Raw genomic sequence first — 20,978 nt, 5'->3', positions numbered from 1 at the left:
GATGACAGCAACAGATCTGCGGCTCGGGACCGAGCCGATTCCGGCTCCGGTGCCCCTGCTCGCCGTCCGTGACCTCGCGGTCGCCTACAGCGGGAAGCTGGAGACACCGACTGTCTCCGGAGTGTCGTTCGACGTGCGCGCCGGCAGCACGGTGGCGATCGTCGGCGAATCCGGGTCCGGGAAATCGACGGTGGTCAACGCGATTCTCCGGCTGCTGGACCACGGGGTCGCGGTCGGGGGTACCGCCGAGTTCCGGGGGCGCGATGTCCTGCGGCTGCGTGAACGCGAGGTTCGGCGCATCCGCGGCCGCGAGATCGGCTTCGTCCCGCAGGACCCGACCTCCTCGCTGAACCCGGTCCGCCGGATCGACCACCAGATCTTCGAGGCATTCCGCACCTCCGGCCGGCCCGAATACGCGCATCCGGGAGAGTTCCACGACCGGGCGGTCGAACTGCTGGACTCGGTGGGGATCGCACACCCCGGACGAGCCCTGCACTCGTACCCGCATCAGCTCTCCGGCGGCCAGCTCCAGCGGGTGCTGATCGGTATCGCGATCGCGCAGCGACCCGCCCTCGTCGTCGCCGACGAACCGACCTCCGCGCTCGATGTGACCATTCAGAAGACCATCCTCGACCTCATCGACCGGCTGAAGGCCGAGCACAGCCTGTCCGTACTGCTGATCACCCATGATCTGTCCCTCGCCGCCGAGCGCGCGGATCAGGTCGTCGTGCTGAACTCCGGCCGGATCGAGGAGACGGGGACGTCCGCGCAAGTCCTGCGTGACCCGAAATCGCAGTACGCGCGCGCACTCATCGGTGATATCCCGAGCCTCGACCCCGACCGCTTCGCCGATGCCAAGGCCCGCCGGGCGCAACCGGGCGGCGAGACGGCGTTGACGGTGTCCGGCATCCGCAAAACGTTCGAGGTCGGCAAGCACCGGACCGAAGCGCTCAAGGGTGTGTCCTTCGATATCCCGGCCGGCCGGACCCATGCTCTCGTCGGAGAATCGGGCTCGGGAAAGTCCACCCTCGCCCGGATCGTATTGCGGTTGCAGAAACCCGACGCCGGGCGGGTGGTGGTGGCCGGTCAGGACATCTCGCACCTGGGCCGGCGGCAACTCCGCACCGCGCGGCGCGACCTGCAACTGGTGTACCAGAATCCGTTTCATTCGCTGGACCCCACCTATTCGGTCGCCCAGTTGATCGGTGAGCCGCTGGTGCGCTACCGGGTAGGGTCGCGCTCACAGCGGCAGGCACGAGTGCGTGAGGTCCTGGGACTCGTCGGACTCGACGAGTCGTTGCTGACCCGTGGAATCCGCCGGCTCTCCGGCGGCCAGCGGCAGCGTGTGGCCATCGCGCGGGCACTGAGTCCGAGTCCGAAGGTGCTCGTCCTCGACGAGCCGACCTCGGCCCTCGATGTGACGGTGCAGGCCCAGATCCTGCAGGTGCTGGTCGACCTCCAGGTCGAACTGGGGGTGAGCTATCTGTTCATCTCCCACGATCTGAGCGTGGTGCGGCAGGTGGCCGACACCGTGACCGTGCTGCGGCGCGGCGAAGTGCAGGAGCACGGCGCCACCGAGGACGTGTTCTCGAATCCGGCCACCGAGTACACCGGGCGTTTGATCGATTCCATCCCGAAGCCGTTGGCACAGAGCGCTTTCCGCTGAAAGCTCGCAGCGGAGGAAACAGTGCGTGTCCGTCCCGGCCGCGCTCGACACCAAGGAGGCAAGTCATGACGGCTGTACCCGATTCCGCGTCGGTGCTGGACGTCGTTCCGGTCGCCGGTTACATCGGTGCCCAGATCACCGGCGTCGACCTGCGCGAGGACCTCGACGACGCGACCGTCGCCGAGATCCAGCGGGCACTGGACGAATACAAGGTCGTGTTCTTCCGCGACCAGGAGATCGGGCACGCGGAGCAGGTCGCGTTCGCCCGGCGCTTCGGCAAGGTCACCCCGGCGCATCCGCACGAGGAGAACCCGCCGGAGGGCTTCCCGGAGATCCTGCCCATCGACAGCCGCCGGTACGAGCAGAACCTCGGCCGCCAGCGGACGTCCTACGACCACAGCTGGCACACCGACGTCACGGCCCTGGTGAATCCGCCGGCCGCTTCGATCCTGCGGGCCGATATCCTGCCGCCCTACGGTGGTGACACCGCCTGGACCAACCTCGTCGTCGCCTACCGGAACCTGCCGAAGGAATTGCGCGACTTCGTCGACACGCTGGATATCAAGCATCGGTTCCAGGCCCGGGCGGCCGAGGGCAGCCAGCGGGACCGGAAGATCAAGGAGGCGAACCTCGTCACCTACCATCCGGCGGTCCGGGTTCATCCGCGCACCGGTGAGCGCGCCTTGTTCGTCAGCCCCGGGTTCACTCGCGGGGCGCGGGAGATCCGCGGTTTCACTCCCGAGCAGAGCGAACGACTGCTGAAGCTGCTGTGGGCCGAGGCGACCAAGACCGAGTACACGGTCCGTTTCCGCTGGGAGCCGGGCAGTATCGCGTTCTGGGACAACCGCGCCACCGCGCATCTGGCGATCGGGGACGCCGGCCACCTCGGCCACGATCGGGTGCTCTACCGGGTCACTCTCGAGGGCGAGGTGCCCAAGGGCGTCGACGGACGCGAGTCGGAGTCGGTCTCGGGGCAGCCCTTCTACGGCGCATGAGCCGAATCTCCGAATCACGGCCGACCTGATCCCGGGGTACCCCCGCGTCCGTCGCGGAGGAACTGACCGGCCGGGTGTACCGCGGGGCCGCGGACGGCTGCACGGTGTTCGTGGAGTCGCTGCCGCAGTGCGCCGAGCACATCGTGCCGCTGCTACCGGAGCGCGGCGTCCATCGGCGCGAGTACCGCGGCACCACCCTTCATGACGATTTCCGGCACCACACCGCGGACAAGAAGTGCCGGTGTGGGTCAGGCGCTCTCGCGGGCGACGATGCGGTACCCGACGTCCACCATGGCCGACTCGACAGCGGTGCCGGCGAGCCGGGTCAGCAACAGATCCGCGGCCCGGGTGCCGATGGCGTCGATATCCACGCTGACCGTGGTGAGGGCCGGATTGAGATGACGGGACATCTCGAAATCGCCGAATCCGGTGATGGCCAGCCGCTCCGGGACCGCGATACCGCGACGTTGCGCGGCGAGTACGGCCGCGACGGCGAAGACATCGGTGGCGAACAGGACCGCGGTCGCCTCCGGGAAGCGTTCGAGGGTGGTGTCGAGCAGCGCGACGCCGGTGTCCATGGAGATATCGCGATCGGGGAGTTCCACGATCCGGACGGGTTCCCCGGGGAGGAGTTCGCCGACCGCGCGGGTGAACCCGTCGCGGCGGCGCACCGCGCGGGCGTCTCCGGAGCTGATCGTGCCCGCGAAGACCAGCTTGCGGTGACCGCGGGCGACGAGGTGGCGCACCAGGTCGCCGGTGGCCGATTCGTTGGAGAAGCCGACGAGGGTGTCCAGGGGGTCGTCGATCCAATCCCAGGTCTCCACGACCGGCGCACCGTAGCTCCGCAGGAGCCGCAACGTTTCCGGGGTGTGCAGCGTACCGACGATGAAGAATCCGTCGGGGCGGCGCTGGATGAACCCGCGCACCAGGTCTTCTTCGCGTTCGGGGTGATAGTCGGTGTAGCCGACGATCAACTGGTACCCGGCGGGGCCCAGCCGGGTGGCGGCGGCGCGCAGGGTGTCGGAGAAGATCGAGGTGGAGATGACCGGCAGGATCGCGGCAATGGTGCGGCTGCGGTTGGAGGCCAGGCTGCTCGCGGCCAGATTCGGCAGGTAGCCGGTGTCGGCGACGGCACGTTCGACTCGTTGCCGCGTCTCCTCGGAGACCTGATCGGGGAAACTCAGTGCCCGGGAGACGGTTTGCGCGGAGACGCCGGCGGCGCGGCCGACATCCTGCATGGTGACCGACTTCGTGGACGATTTGGCGCGTACGCGCCGGCGCCGCTCCACTCCGGCCACGCCACCTCCCGAAACCTGTCTCTCGCCGTGTGCGGAGCATACCCGTCCGGGTGTGGCCGCTCGGGTGCGGCGCATTCACCGGCTCGTAGCCGTGCGGCTCCCAGCTCACCCGAAGTCCTTGCGTTACCGCTAACGTTACCGCTAACATTCGTGGCGCAGAACACTGTGTGACCACCCGTACAGTGGTCCCGAAGTAGGGAGAAGCAGGATGAATGTGCTGGACGGTATCCGGGTACTGGATCTGTCGATCGCCATGGCCGGACCGTTCGCCGCGCAGAAACTGGCTGATCTCGGAGCCGATGTGATCAAGGTCGAGCCGGTGAGCGGCGAATGGCAACGCCACGTCTCGGCCGGCGGAGCGCGGGGCAACGAGGTGAATGCCTCGTTCCTCTCGCTCAATCGCAATAAGCGTTCGCTATCGATGAACCTGAAGGATCCGGCAGGGCGTGAACTGCTGTACGAGCTGGTGCGCGGCGCGGATGTCTTCCTGCAGAACTACCGCCCGGGCGTCGCGGACCGGCTCGGCGTGGACTACGAGACCCTGCGGGCGCTCAAACCCGATCTGGTCTACGTCTCGATGTCGGGCTACGGAGCGACCGGTCCCTATGCCGACCGGCCCGGGCAGGATGTCCTGCTCCAGGCGATGAGCGGCGGGCTGGCGAGTGCGCGGCGCACCGGCGAAGCGCCGCGCCCGGCACCGTTCTTCCTGGCGGACGCCATCACCGCCTACTCGGCGTGCGAAGGCGCGCTGGCGGCACTGTTCCATCGGGAACGCACCGGCGAGGGCCAGCTCGTGGAGATCAATATGCTCGACTCGATCATCGCGGCCCAGATGCAGGAGATCAGCGTGGCCACCGTCGGCGGGGTCGCGCAGGAGCCCAGCGACCAGATCCACGCGCATTCCTATATCCGGGCGCCCTACGGTGTCTTTCCCACCTCGGACGGTCATCTCGCGCTCTCTTTCGCGGAGATGGACGCCCTGGCCGAGGTGTTCGGTGACGACCGGTTCCGGCGGTACGACGCCGAGCGGGACGGGTTCACCCATCGTGACGAGATCTCCGCGCTCGTCACCGAGAACCTCGCGGCGGACACCACCGCGCACTGGCTGGACGCGCTCGGCCGCGCCGGAGTGTGGGTGGGTCCGGTGTACGACTACACCCAACTGCAGGCGGACCCGCAGGTCCGCCACAACCGATCCTTCGTCGAATACGACCACCCCACCGAGGGCACCGTGGTGACCCCCGGTTTCGCGTTCCGGCTGCGCAACCAGACCCAGAAGGTCTACCGGCCGGCGCCGCTCAACGGCCAGCACACCCAGGAAGTTCTGCTGGAACTCGGCGTGAGCACCGAACGGATCGACGAGCTCGAATCCGCCGGCACCGTCCATCGCTACCGGTCGCCGGCCGTCTCCCGGATCTCCTGACCACGCATCACCGAAAGATCTCTCATGACTACAACCGCCCCACCGGTTCAGCAGGCGCGCCGCGCGGCCGCGGCCTCCGCGGTCGGCAGCCTCGTCGAGTGGTACGACTTCGCGCTCTACGGCGCGGCCGCGGCCCTGGTCTTCAACACCTATTTCTTCGTCGACGCCAGCCCCACCACGGGTCTGCTGGCCTCGTTCGCCACCTTCGCGGTGGGCTATTTCGCCCGTCCGTTCGGCGGTGTGGTGTTCGGGCATCTCGGCGACAAGATCGGCCGCAAACCGGTCATGATCGTGACGCTCGGCATCATGGGCGTCTCGACTGCCCTCATCGGTCTGTTGCCGAGCTATCACTCGATCGGCCTCGCCGCCCCGATTCTGCTGGTCCTGCTGCGCATCGTGCAGGGGCTCGGGGCCGGCGCGGAGTATGCCGGGGCGGTCGTGCTGTCGTCGGAGGCGGCGCCGCGCGGTCACCGTGGTTTCTATGCCTCGTGGTCGGGCGGGGGCGTCTGGCTCGGTTCGGCCCTGGGCCTGGGCACTTTCCAGGTCGTGCTGTGGCTGACCGGGGACGATTTCGATCGGTGGGGCTGGCGCATTCCGTTCCTGCTGAGCCTGGTCATGCTGGTGATCAGCCTGTACATCCGGCGCCGGGTCACCGAGACCGAGAGCTTCGAAAAGGCGAAGACCGACGAGACGAAGATCCCGCTGCTGGAACTGTTCCGCACGGCCAAGGGCCGCCTGGCCCTGAGCCTCGGCTCGAACTTCATGCTCTCCGGGTTCTCCTACATCCCGCAGGTCTGGGCGCTGAGCTACCTGACCAACGATATCGGCCTCGCGGCCATGGCCGGGCTCGGTATCAATGCGGTGGTCCTGGTGGCGGGTGCGGTGTTCATGCCGGTGTTCGGCCGGATAGGGGACCGGTTCGGCCGGCGCCGACTGTTCCTGTTCGGCGCCGCGTTCGGCATCGTCTGGGCGTTCCCGATGTTCGCCCTCATCGACACCCGCGTCCCCGCGCTGATCATCCTCGCCCTGGTCGTGTGTTTCGTCGGCGCGGTGGCCACCTGCTACGCGGCCCAGGCCGCGTTCCTGGCCGAGATGTTCCCGCCGGCCATGCGCTATTCGGGGGTGGCCTTCGCTCGCGAGGTGAGTGGCGCGCTGCTGGGAGGCACCACCCCGCTGATCGCCACCGCCATGTTCGCCGGCTTCGGGCACTGGTGGCCGGTGGCGGTGTGGATGGTGTGCATGGCGACCGTCGCGTTCATCTCCGTCTACCTGTCGAAGCGCTACCGCAGCGACGCCGACCAGAGCAGCGACGACCACTTCAACCATGTGACAGACCGCCCGAGCGGCACGGTGTTCCAAGGAGCGAACGTATGACCACCCCCGAATTCCGGGACCGGTATTTCGAGGAGTACGTACTGGGTGAGACGGCGAACGGGGGCACCCGCGTCATCGAAACCGCCGATATCGCCCGGTTCGCCGACCTCACCGGAGACCACCACCCGGCCCATACCGATCCCGGCTACGCCGAGCCGAAGTTCGGCAGCGTGATCGCCCACGGTGTACTCACCTTCGGGGTGGTCGTCGGGCTCACCGTCGAATACAACGGCCGCGCCGTCGCCTACGGCTACGACCGGATCCGTTTCCCCCGGCCGGTCCGGCCCGGCGACACCGTGCGGGCGACCGCCGAGGTCGTCGATCTCGCCGAACACCGCAACCCCGGGATCGGCCTGGTCACCAAGCAGTACACCGGCGTCAACCAGCGCGGTGACACGGTGCTGGCCTGCACACACGTACTCGCCGTCGACCGTATGCCGCACACCGAGGAGCCGAACGAATGACCGATATCGCGGAGGTCGAGAAGATCCTCGCCGCAGCGCATCTGGCCCGCCGTCCGGCCCGGCGCGCGGCGGCGGGCGAGCGCGCGGCCTGGCTGCGTTCGATCGCCCGGGGGCTCGACGCCGAGGCCGGCAACCTCGCCGACCTCGCCCACCGGGAGACCGCGCTGCCGCTGCCGCGACTGCGCAACGAACTGGTGCGCACCGCCTTCCAGGCCCGCCTCTTCGCCGACCGTCTCGAGCAGGGCACCCTGTTCGAGACGCGGGTGGATCCGGCCGACCCGGACTGGCCCATGGGCGCACGCCCCGACATCCGGCGCGGCTATGTGCCGATCGGCCCGGTGCTGGTCTTCGCGGCCAGTAACTTCCCGTTCGCCTTCTCCGTCGCCGGTGGCGATACCGTCAGTGCGCTGGCGGCGGGCTGCCCGGTCGTGGTCAAGGCCCACGAGGGTCATCCGGAACTGTCCCGGGTGACGGCCCGGCTGGTCACCGACCGGCTGCGCGACGCCGGCGCGCCCGAGGGACTCTTCGGCCTGATCGAAGGAAAACAGGCCGGGGTCGAGGCCATCGGGGACCGGCGGATCCGCGCGGTCGGCTTCACCGGCTCCGAGGCCGGGGGACGCGCGCTCTTCGACCTGGCGGTCTCGCGTCCGGATCCCATTCCGTTCTACGGCGAACTCGGCAGCACCAACCCGGTCCTGGTGACCCGCGCGGGGTGGGCTGCCCGCGCCGACGAGATCGTCACCGGATTCGCCGGTTCCGCCGCCCTCGGCTCCGGACAGTTCTGCACCAAGCCCGGCGTCGTACTGGTGCCGGACCTGGGCGGTTTCCTCGACCGGCTGACCCTGCCCGCCGTGGGCCCCATGCTCAACGCGCGGATCGCCGACGGATTCGGCGCGGCGCTCGCGGCGGTGGCGCGGCATCCGGAGGTCGAGACCGCGCGTACCGGGCCGGCCACGCCCGATGCGCCGAGCGCCGAGATACTCACCACCACCGCGCCCGCCGTGCTGGCCGATCCGGCGCTCGTCACCACCGAGATCTTCGGGCCGGCCGCGGTGCTCGTCGAATACGCCGACCCGGCGCAGGCCTTGGCGGTACTGGAACTCGTGGCGGGCACCCTCACCGCGACCGTCCAGGGCGCCGAGGAATCCGACGAGCAGGCCGCCGACGCCATGGATGTGCTCGCCGAACGCGCGGGCCGGATCATCTGGAACCAGTGGCCCACGGGGGTGACGGTGAGCGACGCCCAGCAGCACGGCGGCCCGTGGCCCGCCACCACCGCGCCCGTCTCGACCTCGGTCGGCACCGCGGCCGCGCTGCGGTTCGCGCGGCCGGTCGCCTACCAGAACCTGCCCGCCGCAACGCTGCCCGCGGAGTTGCGCCGATGACAGAGTGGGCGGGCCTCACCTGGGATCATCCGCGCGGCTATCGGGCGTTGCGGGCGGCGGCCGGGCACCCGGACGCCCCCGCCTGTGCGATCCGCTGGGACATCCAGGCGCTCGAGGGGTTCGAATCGGCGCCCATCGCGGAGACCGCGCAACGCTACGACCTGGTGGTCCTGGATCATCCGCACGTCGGGGAGGCGATCGAGACCGGCGCGCTGCAACCGCTCGAAGGGCTTTTCGCACCCGCCGAACTGGCCGCCTGGCGGGCCGCGAGCGTCGGGCCGTCGCTGCGGTCCTACGAGATGGCGGGCCGGCTGTGGGCGGTGCCGCTGGATGCCGCCACCCAGGTCTGCGTGCGCCGGGACGGCGGGATCCCGGTGCCCGACACCTGGTCGCAGGCCGTGGAACTGGCCGGGCAGGTGGAGTCGGCGGTCCCGACCTCCGGGCCGCATCTGTTCCTCACCCTGTGCGGCATAGCCGTGGCCCACGGAGCCCGTCCCGGAGACAACGACATATTCCTCGACGAGTCCGAATTCGACGAGGCGATCGATACACTGCGGCATTTCGTCGCGGACCGGCCCGCCACGGGTAGCGACAACCCCATCGCCCTGCTGGAGCGTATGGCCGCCGGAGACGGTCCGGACTTCTGCCCACACGTCTACGGCTATGTGAACTACACCCGTCGCCCGCGCCCCTTGTTCTTCGGAGACGCACCGCGGGGCCGGGCCGGGCGGCGCGGATCGGTCCTGGGCGGCACGGGTATCGCCTTCAGTAGCCGCTGCACCCCGGACGGCGCGCTGCTCGACCATGTGCGCTGGCTCATGTCCGCCGACGCTCAGCGCCGGTTCGTTCCCGCCGAAGAGGGACAGCCGGGGCTCGCCGCCGCCTGGGACGACGACGTCGCCAACGCCGGCAGCCGCGACTTCTACCGGGCGACCCGGGCGACCATCGAGGACGCCTGGGTCCGGCCCCGGCACGCGGGCGCCATCGCTTTCCAGAACGCGGGCGCCGCGGCAGTGCGGGCCTGCCTGTTCGACCACCGCGACATCGGCCGGCTCACCCGCGAGGTGAACGAGAGTTTCGAGCGCAGCCTCGGGCCGGCCCCGACCCCGAGGACCGTATCGTGACCATCGCCTGGCCGCCGGCCGCCGACACCCTGCTCCCGGCCGACCACGACCGCGCCGTTCTCGTCGGGCGGGTGATGTGCGCCGACGGCCCCTGCGTGGTCACGGTGCGCGAGGGCCGCCTGATCGATCTCACGGCGCGGGTGGCCACCGTGCGGGATCTGGCCGAATACGACGATCCCGCCGCGTTCGTCCGTGGCTGCGACGGCCCGGACCTCGGATCGCTCGCCGAAGCCGTCGCCCACACCCCGCCGGAATTCCGGCGGCCCGGGATCCCGTGGCTGCTCGGCCCGATCGACCTGCAACCGATCAAGGCCGCGGGTGTCACCTTCGTGGTCTCCCTGATGGAACGCGTCATCGAGGAACGCTGCCGCGGTGACGCCACCCTGGCCGACCGGGTGCGCGAGCAGATCACCGAACACGTCGGCACCGACCTGTCCGCGCTGACCCCGGGCTCCGCCGAAACCGCCCGGCTCAAGGAGCTATTGGTCGCCGAGGGCTGGTGGAGTCAGTACCTGGAGGTCGGGCTGGGCCCCGACGCCGAGATCTTCACCAAATCCGCGCCGATGGCCGGTGTCGGGACGGCCACCGATATCGGTGTTCATCCGCGTTCCACCTGGAACAACCCGGAACCCGAAGTGGTGCTGGTCATCTCGTCCGCCGGCCGGGCCGTCGGCGCCTGCCTCGGCAACGATGTCAACTTGCGCGATTTCGAGGGCCGATCGGCACTGTTGCTCACCGCGGCCAAGGACAACAACGCCTCCGCCGCCGTCGGGCCGTTCGTCCGGTTGTTCGACGAGACCTTCGATCTCGACACGGTGCGCAAGTTGACGGTGACGCTGCGGGTGCGGGGTGCCGACGGATTCACGCTGTGCGCCGAATCGTCCATGGCCGAGATCAGCCGCGACCCGGAGGACCTCATCCGGCAACTCATGGGCCGCCACCACCAGTATCCGGACGGCGTGGTGCTCTTCCTCGGCACCATGTTCGCCCCCGTTCAGGACCGTGCCGAACCGGGACTCGGATTCACCCATCACCTCGACGATCTGGTCGCCATCGGCACGCCGGCCCTGGGGAGCCTGATCAACCGGGTCCGCACCAGCGACGACTGCGAGCCATGGCGGTTCGGCACCGCCGACCTGTTCCGCAGTCTGGCCGCCCGGGGGCTGCTGTAGTACGCCGGCATCGAGCCCGGCCTACTCCTGGAGGGATTGCCGCGTACCGGGTCGAGACTGTCCCGGGCCGAGTCGGTCGGGGCGATGACATCCACAGCTGCCACGGTGTCGGTGAACCCCGGGGCCGAGCGATCGATGTGCTCTTCGGTCCACCACAGACCGCCGGCGATCACGGCGGCGAGGGATTCGGTGACCTCCGGGAGTCCGCCGGACGGGTATGTGGCGGTGATGTTCTGCCTTCGTGGTCTCCGTCCAGCAGGTCCTGCACCATATCGCCGAAGCGCAGCACCACCTGTTCGGAACGTGCGGCCGAGTGGGGGGCTTCGAAGATTCGCAGCGCGGCGGCGAGGCCCATCAGCGCACCGACTGCCAACTCGGACCTCAGCTCGGCGTCGTCGCCGCCGCCGAGCCGTTCGGCCAGTGCGTCGAAGTAGCCACTGGTGAACTTCTCTTGGATCGTCTCGGGATCGGGGGCGGTGAGTCGCAGCATGATCGCGCGTCCCAGCGGTTCCACCGCGTCGGCTCGCATGCGGTCGATGATGTTGCGGACCAGGGTCCGGCCGAGTTCTTCGTGCGGTATTCCGTCGAGTTCGAGTGGCTGTACCTCGGCGACCTCGTGGAAGAGTTTCTCCTTGCTTCCCACCGCTTTCATCACCATCGCGGGCGACAGCCCCGCGGCCAGCGCGATATCGCGGATGGTCACCTGTCGGTACCCACGCTCCGCGAACAGTTTCGACGCCGCGGCGAGCGCGGCATCTCTGGCTCGGGTCACCGCGCCGATACCGTGTCGGCGCGCACGTGGGCGGAGGGTCCGAGAAGTTCGATATCGAACCGACGGCCCGAGCCCCCGATTGTAATCGCGCGTGCGGTGGAGGAGGAACTCGTGAACGCGGTGATGATGTATCTCCCGTTCTGCGGAAGGGGCAGTTGGTAGTCTCCGATCGCACCGGTCCGGGTCGTTCCGACGGCTTCGCCCGTCTGCCGGGTGAGGACCACATGGGCACCGCTCACCGGCCCGCTCGCATCGACCACAGTGCCCGCCATCATCAAACGTTCCTTCAGCACGATCGCGTCGATTCTGCCACCGGTGTCGACGTCCACCAGACGGGAGTCCGGCGTCCACCCGTCGGCTGCGGTGACCAGCAGGTAGCGGCCGGGCCCGGGAAGGGCGACCGAGAAGTGGCCCGCGGAGTCCACCTGACTCCAATCCACGTGTTCCGCCGATGGTGTGAACACGGTGACGACCGCGTGGCCGATCGGGCGTTTCGACGGGTTGAGTACTCGTCCGCCGGCCACCGCCTCGTGCGCATGTTCGGATGTGTCGAGTTCCTCGTTGTTCTCGTCCGGCGTTTCCCGAAGCCTGGTCATGGCCAACGCGATGACCGCGGTGACGACGCAGGCACCAGCGGAAACCCAGAAAAGTACGGTGAAGGCCCGAAAGCTGGGAAAGACCTCGTCGGCGACCCGGATCGTGCTCATGGTGGCCACCGCGGCCATGACCGCGCTGGACAGGGCTGTGCCGATGTACCGCAGCAGGGTGTTCAGGCCGTTCGCGGACGCCGATTCGGTCAGCGGAACGGCGCGCATGATCAGCGTGGGAAGGGCGGCGTAGGTCATCGATGTCCCGGCGGCCACCAGCACCGAGCCGGCGACTATCTGCCAGAGATCGGCGCTGAGGAATACGCGACCCACATAAGAACCGGCCATGACGAGCGTTCCGGTGAGCAGGGTCGCCACGGGGCCGTATCGGCGGAGAATCTTCGCCGATACCGGTGCCATCGCGCCGAAGACCAGCGCGATCGGCGCCATCCACAGCCCGGTGTTCAAGATGTCGTATCCGAGTCCGTAACCCGAACTCACCGGCAGTTGCAGCAATTGGGTGGTGACGAGCATGTTCGCGAACATGGCGAAGCCCAGCAGCAGCGAGGCCACATTCGCCAGCAGGACCGCCGGGCGGGCGGCGATTCGCACATTGACAAGCGGATTCCGGACTCGGAGTTCGAGCGGCACCCAAGCCATCAACAGCGCTACGCCCGCGCCGACGAAGGCGAGGGTGATGCCCGAGGTCCAGCCCCAATGCGCCCCCTTGGACAACGCGAGCATCACTGCTGTCAGAGCGACCGATCCGATGATCGCGCCCCGGTAGTCGAATGTCCCGCCGGTTTTGACCGGAGACTCGCGGATCACCCGCCAGACAGCGGTGAGGACGACCATTCCCACCACTCCGGTGACCCAGAAGATGGCATGCCAGTCCAGATGCGCTGCGATCAGCCCGGACAGGGGGAGCCCCGCACCGGAACCGATCGCCAGGCTGGCACTCATCAGTGCGACACCGAGCGGCATGCGGTCGCGGGGCAACTCGTCCCGGAGAATCGCGATACCTACGGGTATGAGGGAAAGTCCGACACCCTGCAGCGCGCGAGCGATGATTATCGGAACGAGTTCGGTGCTGACAGCGCCGAGGACCGAGCCGAGCACCATGATGGCCAGGGCGACCATCATCATCCGCTTCTTCCCGAACATGTCGGCGAGCCTGGTGACGGTCGGAATCGAGACCGCGCCGAAGAGCAGCGTCGCGGTCACCAGCCACGACGCGTTGTCGGCTGTCGTGTTCAGCAGGCCGGGAAGGTCGGGCAGGAGGGGGAGGACAAGTGTTTGCTGGAGAGAGACGACGGTGCCGGTGAGCGCCAGGGTCGCCATGACAGCCCGGCTCCGTGCGCCTTCGGGTTTTGCGACGCGGTCCGGCGCGCTCACAGGAAACCTTTCGTTCGGGGTGAACATCTGTTCACCTCGACGAGTGAACCAGTGTTCACCACCCCGGGTCGAGTGCCGGGTGACGATTGTGAGAAACATCGCGAGGCCGGGGCCGGTGCTCGCCGGGTCGGAGAGTATTGCCCAGGGGCAGACCGCGCCCCAGGTTCCGCCACCTGCCGCACCGACGTCTACCGGGGCGCTGCCCGTATGTCCGGCGCAATCCGCACGAACGGGCGGTGGCCCGGGTGGATATGGTCCATGGAATGGGACTGCGGCGAAGGAGGTGACGGTGACATCGGCGGTGGCGGCACCGCGATGGTTCACGGAAGCGATCGCGGAGGCGCCCGAACATCGTGAGGTGGAGGTGGCCGGTGGTCGTGTCCACCTGCGTTGCTGGGGCCGGGCCGGCACGCCCGGTGTGGTTCTGGTGCACGGCGGATCGGCGCATTCGGGCTGGTGGGACCATATCGCGCCATTGCTCGCGACGGAATATCGCGTGGTGGCGCTCGATCTGTCCGGTCACGGAGACAGCACCGTGCGCTCCCGGTACCCACTCGACGGCTGGGCCGACGAGGTGATGGCCGCCGCCGAGGCGGGGGGTGTATCGGGCCGGCCGTACATCGTCGGCCACAGTATGGGCGGAGGGGTGACCGCCGCGGTCGGTGCTCGACATCGTGATTCCGTCGCGGGTCTGGTGATCATCGACTCGCCGATGTTCCGTGAGCCGCCGGAAGAGACCATCATCCGGCATCTCCGACGTAAGCCGAAGGCCTACCGCACCCAGGAAGAGATCTGTGGCCGGTTTCGTACCGAGCCGGCGCAGGCTACGGTGCTGCCCTACGTGGCCCGGCATGTGGCGGAGGAATCGGTACGCCGCACCGACGACGGATGGGTCTGGAAGTTCGATCCCGATATGTTCCGGAAGCGGCTCGAACAGGAGAGCATCGACATGCCCGGCCTACTCCGGACGGTGGATTCTCCCGCGCTGTATATCCGGTGCGAGCTCGGGTTGGTCGAGCGTGATACCGCATCGGCGATAGCAGGGTCCTTCAAGCGTCGGGCGACGGTCGTCGAATTGGCCGACGCCGGCCATCATCCGATGATGGATCAACCGCTTGCCCTCGTCGCGACGGTGCGTACGGCTCTCGCGCAGTGGGAGTCGATGTAATCCACTGGCACGGAGACCTGCCAGGAGCAGGCACCGGGAGTGGCCCTAGTCGAACGGCGACCCGTCGGCCGCGCAGTGGGCGTCCTCCGGCGGGAGGTCGCCGGTGAACAGATACTCCCGTTTGACCTTTTCGGTGCAGGTGCTGGGCACGTACATACTGCTGTGGCCCACTCCCTCGGTGACCACGACCCGGGCGCGGGCCAGTTGCGCGGCGCCGTCGTAGGCGCCCGCCAGCGGCGTGGCCGGATCGAACCTGTTGTTGAGCACCAGGATCGGCGCGGCGGTCGGCCGGTTCCAGGGCCCGGTGTACCGGTCGGCGGCGTGGCCGCGCCAGAACGCGCAGGTGATACTGCTGAACACCGCGACCCGCCCGAAGTACGGCACCCGCTGGTCCTCCGATATCGCGGCAAGACTGTAGATGCCGGGATCGGTCGGTACGGTGCTGTCGGTGCACTGGATCGCGCTGTAGGCCTCGGTGCGGTTGCTGATGGACGAGGCGCCGGCCGGCAACAGGCCGGGGAGGGCGGTGCCGGCGTCGAACAACCGCTGCAGCAGTGCGGCGAGGTCGGGGAAGGTGGACGGCTGCGACAGGCCGGCGGCCGCGTTGACGATCGTCGAATACGTCCACGCGCGGCCGTCCAGCTCGATGGGGGCGAGCCGGGCCCGTTCGATGAGTGCGATCCACTTCGGTTTCGGGTCGCCCGCGGCGAACGCGCAGCGCGGGCCGGCGTCCGAACACTGGCGCAGGAAAGCGTCGAAGGTGGCGGAGATGGCGTCGGCCACGTTCTGCCGGGTGTCCAGCGGCACCTGGGTGCCCTGCCCGTCGTGACCGTTGACATTGCCCTCGAAGTCCAGCGATCCGTCGAACACCATGGCCCGGACCCGGCCGGGGAACATATTCGCGTACACGGCGCCGACCTGGGTGCCGTAGGAGATGCCGTGGTAGGTGAGCAAGGGGTCGCCGACCGCGCGGCGCAATAGTTCGAGATCACGCGCGGTGTCGGCGGTCGAGGCGTGGTCGAGGATCGGCCCCGCCCGCTGGGCGCAGCGGTCGGCGAACCGGGCGGACCAGTCGTAGAAGGGCGGCTCCTCGGCGGGCGTCGCCGGCATCGCGGGCATCGCGGCGAGGAAGGCCGTTTGCTCGTCCTCCGTCGGAAAACACTGCACCGGGGCGCTGCGCGATACCGCGCGGGTGTCCCACGAGACCAGGTCGAACCGGGCCCGTAGTTCCTCGGAGAACAGCCACGGCCACCGAGCTCGTTCGCGCAGCCGGTCGACCCCGGAGGCCCCGGGCCCACCGAAGTGTACGAACAGGGTGCCGATGCGGTGGTCCGGATCGGTGGCGGGCAGTTGGATGACCGCCAGCTCGATCCGCTCGTCCCGCGGCCGGTTGTAGTCCAGCGGTACCTGGGCCGTCGCGCACCGGAATCCGTCCTGGCAGTCGGACCATTGCAGCGACGGAGTTTCCGCCGATTCGGCGAGGCGGTCGATGTAGGGGTCGATACCCTCATCGGCCCCGGCCGGCGCCGGCGCGCCGAGGAGGCCGGCGCCGACCACGAGTGCCAGCACGGCGCGCCGGACCCGGCGCACTGTGCCGGCTCCGAAAGGCGAATCCAATCCAGGGCCCTTCCCGGTACGGCGTCACGAACCGAACGATCCTGTCACACCGGCGAATTCCGCGCCGGACGGTGTCCCATGACGGCCGGGCGCGCCGGTTCGCGAGTCGCTGTCCGGGGCCGGTGGCCTGCCGTCCTGTCAGCTGTCCGCGCCACCGTGTCCGTCGGATCGGGCGGCTTCGTCGCGTCGTCCGGCGATCCCGTACAGCAGTAGGTCTTCCAGTGATGCGGCGAAACCGTCCAGATCGTCGATATCGCGGATACACATGGCGAACAGGGCCGCGCCCGCGATCGTGTCCAGCAGGGTGTTCGCATCCGGTACGGGGCCGGCGGCGGTGCGGCCCGCCGCCAGATAGTCCGACAGTTCCTGCCGGGTGGGCGTATCCAGTCGGGCCGAGAGTTTCTCGTACAGGTTCGGGTCCGCGCGCATATCGGACATGAGGCCGGGCATGGCCGCCCGGGCTTCGGCCGAACCGAACAACTGGATCGTCCCGCGGATCACCTTGCGCACCTCGGCGATGAGATCGGGGGCGACGTCCGCCGTGCCGACATCCGGGAACACGGCCTTGGCGATCAGGTGCGCCTTGGACGGCCAGCGCCGGTAGATCGCCGGCCGGCTGACACCCGCCCGGGTGGCGATCGCGTCGATGGATGTCGCGGGGTAACCCCGCTCGACCAGCAATTCGCGGGCGGCCTCCAGGACCGCCCGGTCCACGGCGGGGTCGCGGTGCGGGCCCAGACGATGACGTGCGGTCACGGAATCGGTCCTTGTTCACGGGAGCAGGAGTCGTTACAGTCTGTCACAACAAAGTCGTTACACGGTGTAACCGCTGTGTACTGGGAGGAGCAGGCGTGTCCGCTGACCCCGCCATCGCCGATCGGATCTATCGGCCGGTACCCCTGCTACAGGACCGAGTCGTCGTGATCTCCGGCGTCGGACCCGGTCTGGGGACCGCGCTCGCCGTGGAAGCCGCCGCCATGGGCGCCCATCTCGTGCTGGTGAGCCGCACCGAACGCAAACTCGAGCGGCTGGCCGACAAGATCCGGGCGGCCGGGACGACGGTGCTGCCGGTCCCGGCCGATATCACCGACGAGGAACAGCGGGCCGGTCTGGTCGCGCGGGTCCAGGCCGAATTCGGGCGGGTCGACTGCCTGATCAACAATGCCTTCGCCATACCGCCCATGGACCCGATCACCGGCATCGATCTCGCCGCGCTGCGTACCGCCAACGAGACGAACGTCTTCGCGCCGCTGCGTCTCTCGGCGCTGTTCGCGGACGCGCTCGCGGCGACCCGAGGTTCGATCATCATGCTCAATTCGTGCGTGTCCTACAGTTCGCAGCCCGAGTACTCCGGGTACAAACTGTCGAAAGGCGCACTGGCGCATCTGGCGTCGTCGCTGGCCACGGAACTGGGGCCGCGCGGCATCAGGGTCAACAGCGTCGCACCGTCGTATGTGTACGAGGACATCAACAAGGCGTATTTCGACTGGCTGGCCGCACAGGCCGGAGTGACCCACGACGATATCTACCGGGAGAAGGCCGCGCCCACGGACCTGTTGCGTCTCGCCGGGCCGGAAGAAGTCGCGCGCGCGACGCTTTTCCTCGCCAGCGATCTGGCCAGCGCGGTCACCGGGCAGATGCTGACCGTCGACTGCGGCGAATTCCATCGGTGAGCGGCTGAGGAGCAACTGTGACAGAGGACAGGAAGCGGATCGTGCTGTGGGGGACCGGCACCGTCGGATCGATGGTGCTGGCCGAGATCCTGCGCCACCCGCGCTTCGAACTGGCCGGGGTCGGGGTGAGCAATCCGGCGAAGGTCGGCCTCGACGCCGGCGACCTGTGTGGCGCGCCGAAAACCGGAGTGCCGGCCACGGATTCGATCTTCGAGCTCATCGCGCTGCGCCCCGACGCGGTGGTGCACTACGGGCCGACCGCCCAGTTCGCCGATGAGAACATCCGGGTGATCGAGGCGTTCCTGCGCGCCGGTATCGATGTGTGTTCCACCGCCATGACACCGTGGGTGTGGCCGGCGCTGGACAAGACCCCCCGCGCCTGGCGGGATCCGATCACCGAGGCCTGCCTGGCGGGCGGGGCCTCCTGTTTCACCACGGGAATCGATCCGGGGTTCGCCAACGATCTGTTCCCGATGACCCTCATGGGTCTGTGCGGTGAGGTGCGGTCGGTGCGGGCCTCGGAGCTGCTGGACTACACCGATTACGAGGGCGACTACGAAGTCGAGATGGGTATCGGGAAACCACCGGAATTCACCGCCCTGCTCGAACATCCCGATCTGCTGATCATGGCGTGGGGTCCGACCGTGCCGATGATCGCCGAGGCCGCGGGGATACAGCTGGACAGCATCACCACGACATGGGACAAGTGGGTCACCCCGGTGGATCGTCCGTCGGCGAAGGGCACCGTCCGGGCGGGCACGGTCGCGGCGATCCGGTTCAGTGTCAACGGGATCCACCGCGGCCGCGAGGTGATCACCCTCGAACACGTCAACCGGATCGGTCACGATGCCGCGCCGGACTGGCCGTCGGGCACCCGCGACGACGTCTACCGCGTGGATATCGTCGGCAGCCCGTCGATTTCGCAGGAAACGTCGTTCCGTTTCACCGACGGCTCGGGCCGCACCCCGGCGATCGCGGGCTGCCTGGCCACCGGTATGCGCGCCCTCAACGCCGTCCCGGCCGTCAACGACCTGCCGCCCGGCTGGGTCACGCCCCTCGATCTACCGCTGATCGCGGGCGCGGGCACGATCCGCTGAATCGGTCGGGACGGGTTCGGCCGACAGTGCCCGGACGCACACGGAGGTTCGTGCCGCGCGTTGCGGCCGGACCGCGTGGCCGCGGTACGAGGTCGCCGGCTCCCTCCGGCCGGCCGGGTGAGTAGTCCGGCGACGGCCTCCGGGGCTTCGCGCATCGCATCGTGGCCGGTCGGGAGGTCGTGCACCCGCCAGCCCGGAGCGGCGCGGAGCCGGGCGCGGAGTTCGGTGAAGGGCGTGCGGTCTTCCCACCCGGCGCAGTACACGAACTCGCGGCGCGGCACCTGGTCGACGGCACCGGTGAGCCGGACCTTCTGCACGAACGAGGCGAGAGGGTGGGGTCGGCGGCGGGGATCACCGCCGACCGGCGGAAGTACGGCGTAGCCGGTGCTCGCCGCGCCGGCGAGGAACGCCTGCCGGTAGCGCTCGGTGGTCGACGAACAGCACGACTCGCCGTCACGGGGCACATACGCGTCGAGGTACACGAGTCGGGCGACCCGCCCCCGGGGACGGTCGGCGGCGGCGGAGACCACCATCCCGCCGTAGCTGTGCCCGACCAGTGTCGCGCCGGTGATATGGGCGCGATCGAGAGGGCGCACCACGTCGTCGGCGTGGGTGTCGAGGTTGGCGGTCGCCACCGTCGCTGCGCGTCCTGGTGGACGAACTCCGGGAAAAGCCGGAGCAGCCGCTGCACCTGCCGGCGCCACAGGACGACCGGTTGCAATCCCTCGCGCGGACCCTCGCCGAGAATCCGGCGGACAACACCTCGCTGACCGAACTCGGGAAGGCGGTGGGAGCCGGCTCCCGCACCCCCAGCCGCCTGCTGCGCAACGAACTCGGGATGACCTTCTCCGAGTGGCGCACCCGGCTGCGCATCTTTCACACGTTCGCGCCTTCACCGGCGGGGTACGACACCACCCGAACCGCCTACGCCTGTGGATGGTCCAATTCGAGCCTCTTCATCTTCATCGCCGCCTTCACCGACATAATCGGCACCACCCCCGGCCGCTACCGAGCCGGCCGCCGCGGCGCCGAGCGCGGATCCTGACTCCGGCGCGGCCGCGCTACGGTTCTCCTGCTTCGCATCGGCCCCGCCGCAGGCGGCCACGGTCCGGAGTCGTCGTCACCGGCGACGACGCCCCGCGGTCACGGGTGCTGCTGGTTCAGGAACCCGGTGACCGCGCTGTAGTAGTCGTACGGGCGTTGCTCCTGCACATGGTGCGAGGCCCGGCCGGGGTCCCAGCCACCCTCGTGATTCGCTCCCGCATCGCATTTGGGGCCGAAACGGGCCCGCAAGTCGCGGTAGATTCGGTGAGGGTCGGCTGTGAACTCCTCGGAGGAGAGAGGGATTTCCGATCGTCAAGTGGGCTTATGAGGTTGGCGCCCGTGATGGGTCAGCTATCGGTAATCGAATACGTCGAGATCGGCCAGGTCACGTGCTGGATGAATGCGATCGAGTCGGTCAACGCCCGCATCCGCAGAGCCGTCTGTGCCCGCGGCTGCTTCCCGAACGAGACCGCCGCGCTGAAGTGCGTCTACATGGCGTTGATGAGTCTCGACCCACGGGCAAGGGGGAAAACGGTGGACAATGCGCTGGAAGGCACCGCTGAACGCCTTCCGGGTGCCCTCGAAGGCATGCCATGACCCCCGCCAGCTGACAGTAATCGATGATCAAGAGCAGCCCTTGACCGGACAGTCCCTGCGCTCAGCTGATATCCGCCACAGCATCTTTCGGCCACCTCAACCACTGGCACCAGGCCGGAACAACGGT

General features: G+C 68.7%; 18 protein-coding genes and 2 pseudogenes. 13 read left to right on the top strand and 7 right to left on the bottom strand.

The features are described from left to right. The first annotated feature begins 1 nt into the window (after window position 1). Both ABZV91_RS08500 and ABZV91_RS08495 read left to right on the top strand, forming a co-directional pair. Entirely contained in the window at window positions 2-1,666 is a 1,665-nt protein-coding gene (locus ABZV91_RS08500; protein WP_355237467.1) for an ABC transporter ATP-binding protein, read from the top strand. Between the two features lie 65 nt (window positions 1,667-1,731). Continuing rightward, entirely contained in the window at window positions 1,732-2,661 is a 930-nt protein-coding gene (locus ABZV91_RS08495; protein WP_355237465.1) for a TauD/TfdA family dioxygenase, read from the top strand. A gap of 248 nt (window positions 2,662-2,909) precedes the next feature. On the opposite strand, the gene ABZV91_RS08490 is transcribed toward ABZV91_RS08495, so the two are convergent. Beyond that, a complete protein-coding gene (locus ABZV91_RS08490) occupies window positions 2,910-3,959 on the bottom strand; it encodes a LacI family DNA-binding transcriptional regulator (protein WP_355237462.1) in 1,050 nt (349 codons plus the stop codon). Window positions 3,960-4,167: 208 nt separating this feature from the next. Between ABZV91_RS08490 and ABZV91_RS08485 the strand changes: the two genes are divergently transcribed. From ABZV91_RS08485 to ABZV91_RS08460, 6 genes are read left to right on the top strand one after another with little or no spacing between them, the layout of a single operon-like run. Beyond that, window positions 4,168-5,382: a CoA transferase gene (locus ABZV91_RS08485; protein WP_355237459.1), complete on the top strand. Its 1,215-nt coding sequence runs from the start codon at window positions 4,168-4,170 to the stop codon at window positions 5,380-5,382. Window positions 5,383-5,406: 24 nt separating this feature from the next. After that, window positions 5,407-6,756, top strand: coding sequence for an MFS transporter (locus ABZV91_RS08480; RefSeq protein ID WP_355237456.1), 1,350 nt, complete (start codon window positions 5,407-5,409; stop codon window positions 6,754-6,756). Next, entirely contained in the window at window positions 6,753-7,220 is a 468-nt protein-coding gene (locus ABZV91_RS08475; RefSeq protein ID WP_355237452.1) for a MaoC family dehydratase, read from the top strand. Before ABZV91_RS08480 ends, ABZV91_RS08475 begins: the two co-directional genes overlap by 4 nt. Then, a complete protein-coding gene (locus ABZV91_RS08470; RefSeq protein ID WP_355237449.1) occupies window positions 7,217-8,605 on the top strand; it encodes an aldehyde dehydrogenase (NADP(+)) in 1,389 nt (462 codons plus the stop codon). The genes ABZV91_RS08475 and ABZV91_RS08470 overlap by 4 nt, the downstream gene beginning before the upstream one ends. Then, window positions 8,602-9,729 (top strand): hypothetical protein, encoded by a 1,128-nt coding sequence (locus ABZV91_RS08465; RefSeq protein ID WP_355237446.1) that lies wholly within the window; start codon window positions 8,602-8,604, stop codon window positions 9,727-9,729. The genes ABZV91_RS08470 and ABZV91_RS08465 overlap by 4 nt, the downstream gene beginning before the upstream one ends. Beyond that, window positions 9,726-10,901, top strand: coding sequence for a fumarylacetoacetate hydrolase family protein (locus tag ABZV91_RS08460; protein ID WP_355237444.1), 1,176 nt, complete (start codon window positions 9,726-9,728; stop codon window positions 10,899-10,901). The genes ABZV91_RS08465 and ABZV91_RS08460 overlap by 4 nt, the downstream gene beginning before the upstream one ends. Window positions 10,902-11,070: 169 nt before the next feature. Here the strand turns inward: ABZV91_RS08460 and ABZV91_RS08455 are convergent, their stop codons facing one another. Beyond that, entirely contained in the window at window positions 11,071-11,673 is a 603-nt protein-coding gene (locus ABZV91_RS08455; protein ID WP_355237441.1) for a TetR family transcriptional regulator, read from the bottom strand. Continuing rightward, a complete protein-coding gene (locus tag ABZV91_RS08450; RefSeq protein WP_355237439.1) occupies window positions 11,670-13,601 on the bottom strand; it encodes an MFS transporter in 1,932 nt (643 codons plus the stop codon). The genes ABZV91_RS08455 and ABZV91_RS08450 overlap by 4 nt, the downstream gene beginning before the upstream one ends. Window positions 13,602-13,944: 343 nt before the next feature. Here ABZV91_RS08450 and ABZV91_RS08445 point away from each other — a divergent pair, with 343 nt between their 5' ends. Next, window positions 13,945-14,823: an alpha/beta hydrolase gene (locus ABZV91_RS08445; RefSeq protein ID WP_355237436.1), complete on the top strand. Its 879-nt coding sequence runs from the start codon at window positions 13,945-13,947 to the stop codon at window positions 14,821-14,823. 45 nt (window positions 14,824-14,868) lie between these two features. On the opposite strand, the gene ABZV91_RS08440 is transcribed toward ABZV91_RS08445, so the two are convergent. Continuing rightward, window positions 14,869-16,440 carry an alpha/beta fold hydrolase gene (locus tag ABZV91_RS08440; RefSeq protein WP_355237433.1) on the bottom strand — a complete coding sequence of 524 codons (1,572 nt, stop codon included), beginning with the start codon at window positions 16,438-16,440 and terminating at the stop codon, window positions 14,869-14,871. 138 nt (window positions 16,441-16,578) lie between these two features. Beyond that, a complete protein-coding gene (locus ABZV91_RS08435; protein WP_355237430.1) occupies window positions 16,579-17,196 on the bottom strand; it encodes a helix-turn-helix domain-containing protein in 618 nt (205 codons plus the stop codon). A gap of 95 nt (window positions 17,197-17,291) precedes the next feature. Here ABZV91_RS08435 and ABZV91_RS08430 point away from each other — a divergent pair, with 95 nt between their 5' ends. Further along, window positions 17,292-18,113 (top strand): SDR family oxidoreductase, encoded by an 822-nt coding sequence (locus ABZV91_RS08430; protein WP_355237427.1) that lies wholly within the window; start codon window positions 17,292-17,294, stop codon window positions 18,111-18,113. 17 nt (window positions 18,114-18,130) lie between these two features. Beyond that, on the top strand, window positions 18,131-19,210 hold the full coding sequence (locus ABZV91_RS08425; protein WP_355237424.1) for a dihydrodipicolinate reductase: 1,080 nt from the start codon (window positions 18,131-18,133) through the stop codon (window positions 19,208-19,210). Window positions 19,211-19,398: 188 nt separating this feature from the next. On the opposite strand, the pseudogene ABZV91_RS08420 reads toward ABZV91_RS08425, so the two are convergent. After that, window positions 19,399-19,845 (bottom strand): annotated as a pseudogene (locus ABZV91_RS08420) (alpha/beta fold hydrolase); the annotation flags it as partial. Between the two features lie 17 nt (window positions 19,846-19,862). Here ABZV91_RS08420 and ABZV91_RS08415 point away from each other — a divergent pair. Next, the gene (locus tag ABZV91_RS08415) at window positions 19,863-20,255 is read left to right on the top strand and encodes an AraC family transcriptional regulator (RefSeq protein ID WP_355237422.1); all 393 of its coding nucleotides are present in this window, start codon (window positions 19,863-19,865) and stop codon (window positions 20,253-20,255) included. A 98-nt stretch (window positions 20,256-20,353) separates the two neighbouring features. Here ABZV91_RS08415 and ABZV91_RS08410 read toward each other — a convergent pair whose 3' ends face one another. Continuing rightward, a complete protein-coding gene (locus ABZV91_RS08410) occupies window positions 20,354-20,503 on the bottom strand; it encodes a hypothetical protein (RefSeq protein WP_355237419.1) in 150 nt (49 codons plus the stop codon). A 111-nt stretch (window positions 20,504-20,614) separates the two neighbouring features. On the opposite strand from ABZV91_RS08410, the pseudogene ABZV91_RS08405 reads away from it, so the two are divergent. Next, window positions 20,615-20,825 (top strand): annotated as a pseudogene (locus ABZV91_RS08405) (transposase); the annotation flags it as partial. Between the last annotated feature and the right edge of the window lie 153 nt (window positions 20,826-20,978).

The organism is Nocardia sp. NPDC004568 (assembly GCF_040609955.1).
Classification (GTDB): Bacteria; Actinomycetota; Actinomycetes; order Mycobacteriales; family Mycobacteriaceae; genus Nocardia.
Note: the sequence above shows the minus strand (reverse complement) of the source record. Positions and strands in the feature narration are given on the sequence as shown.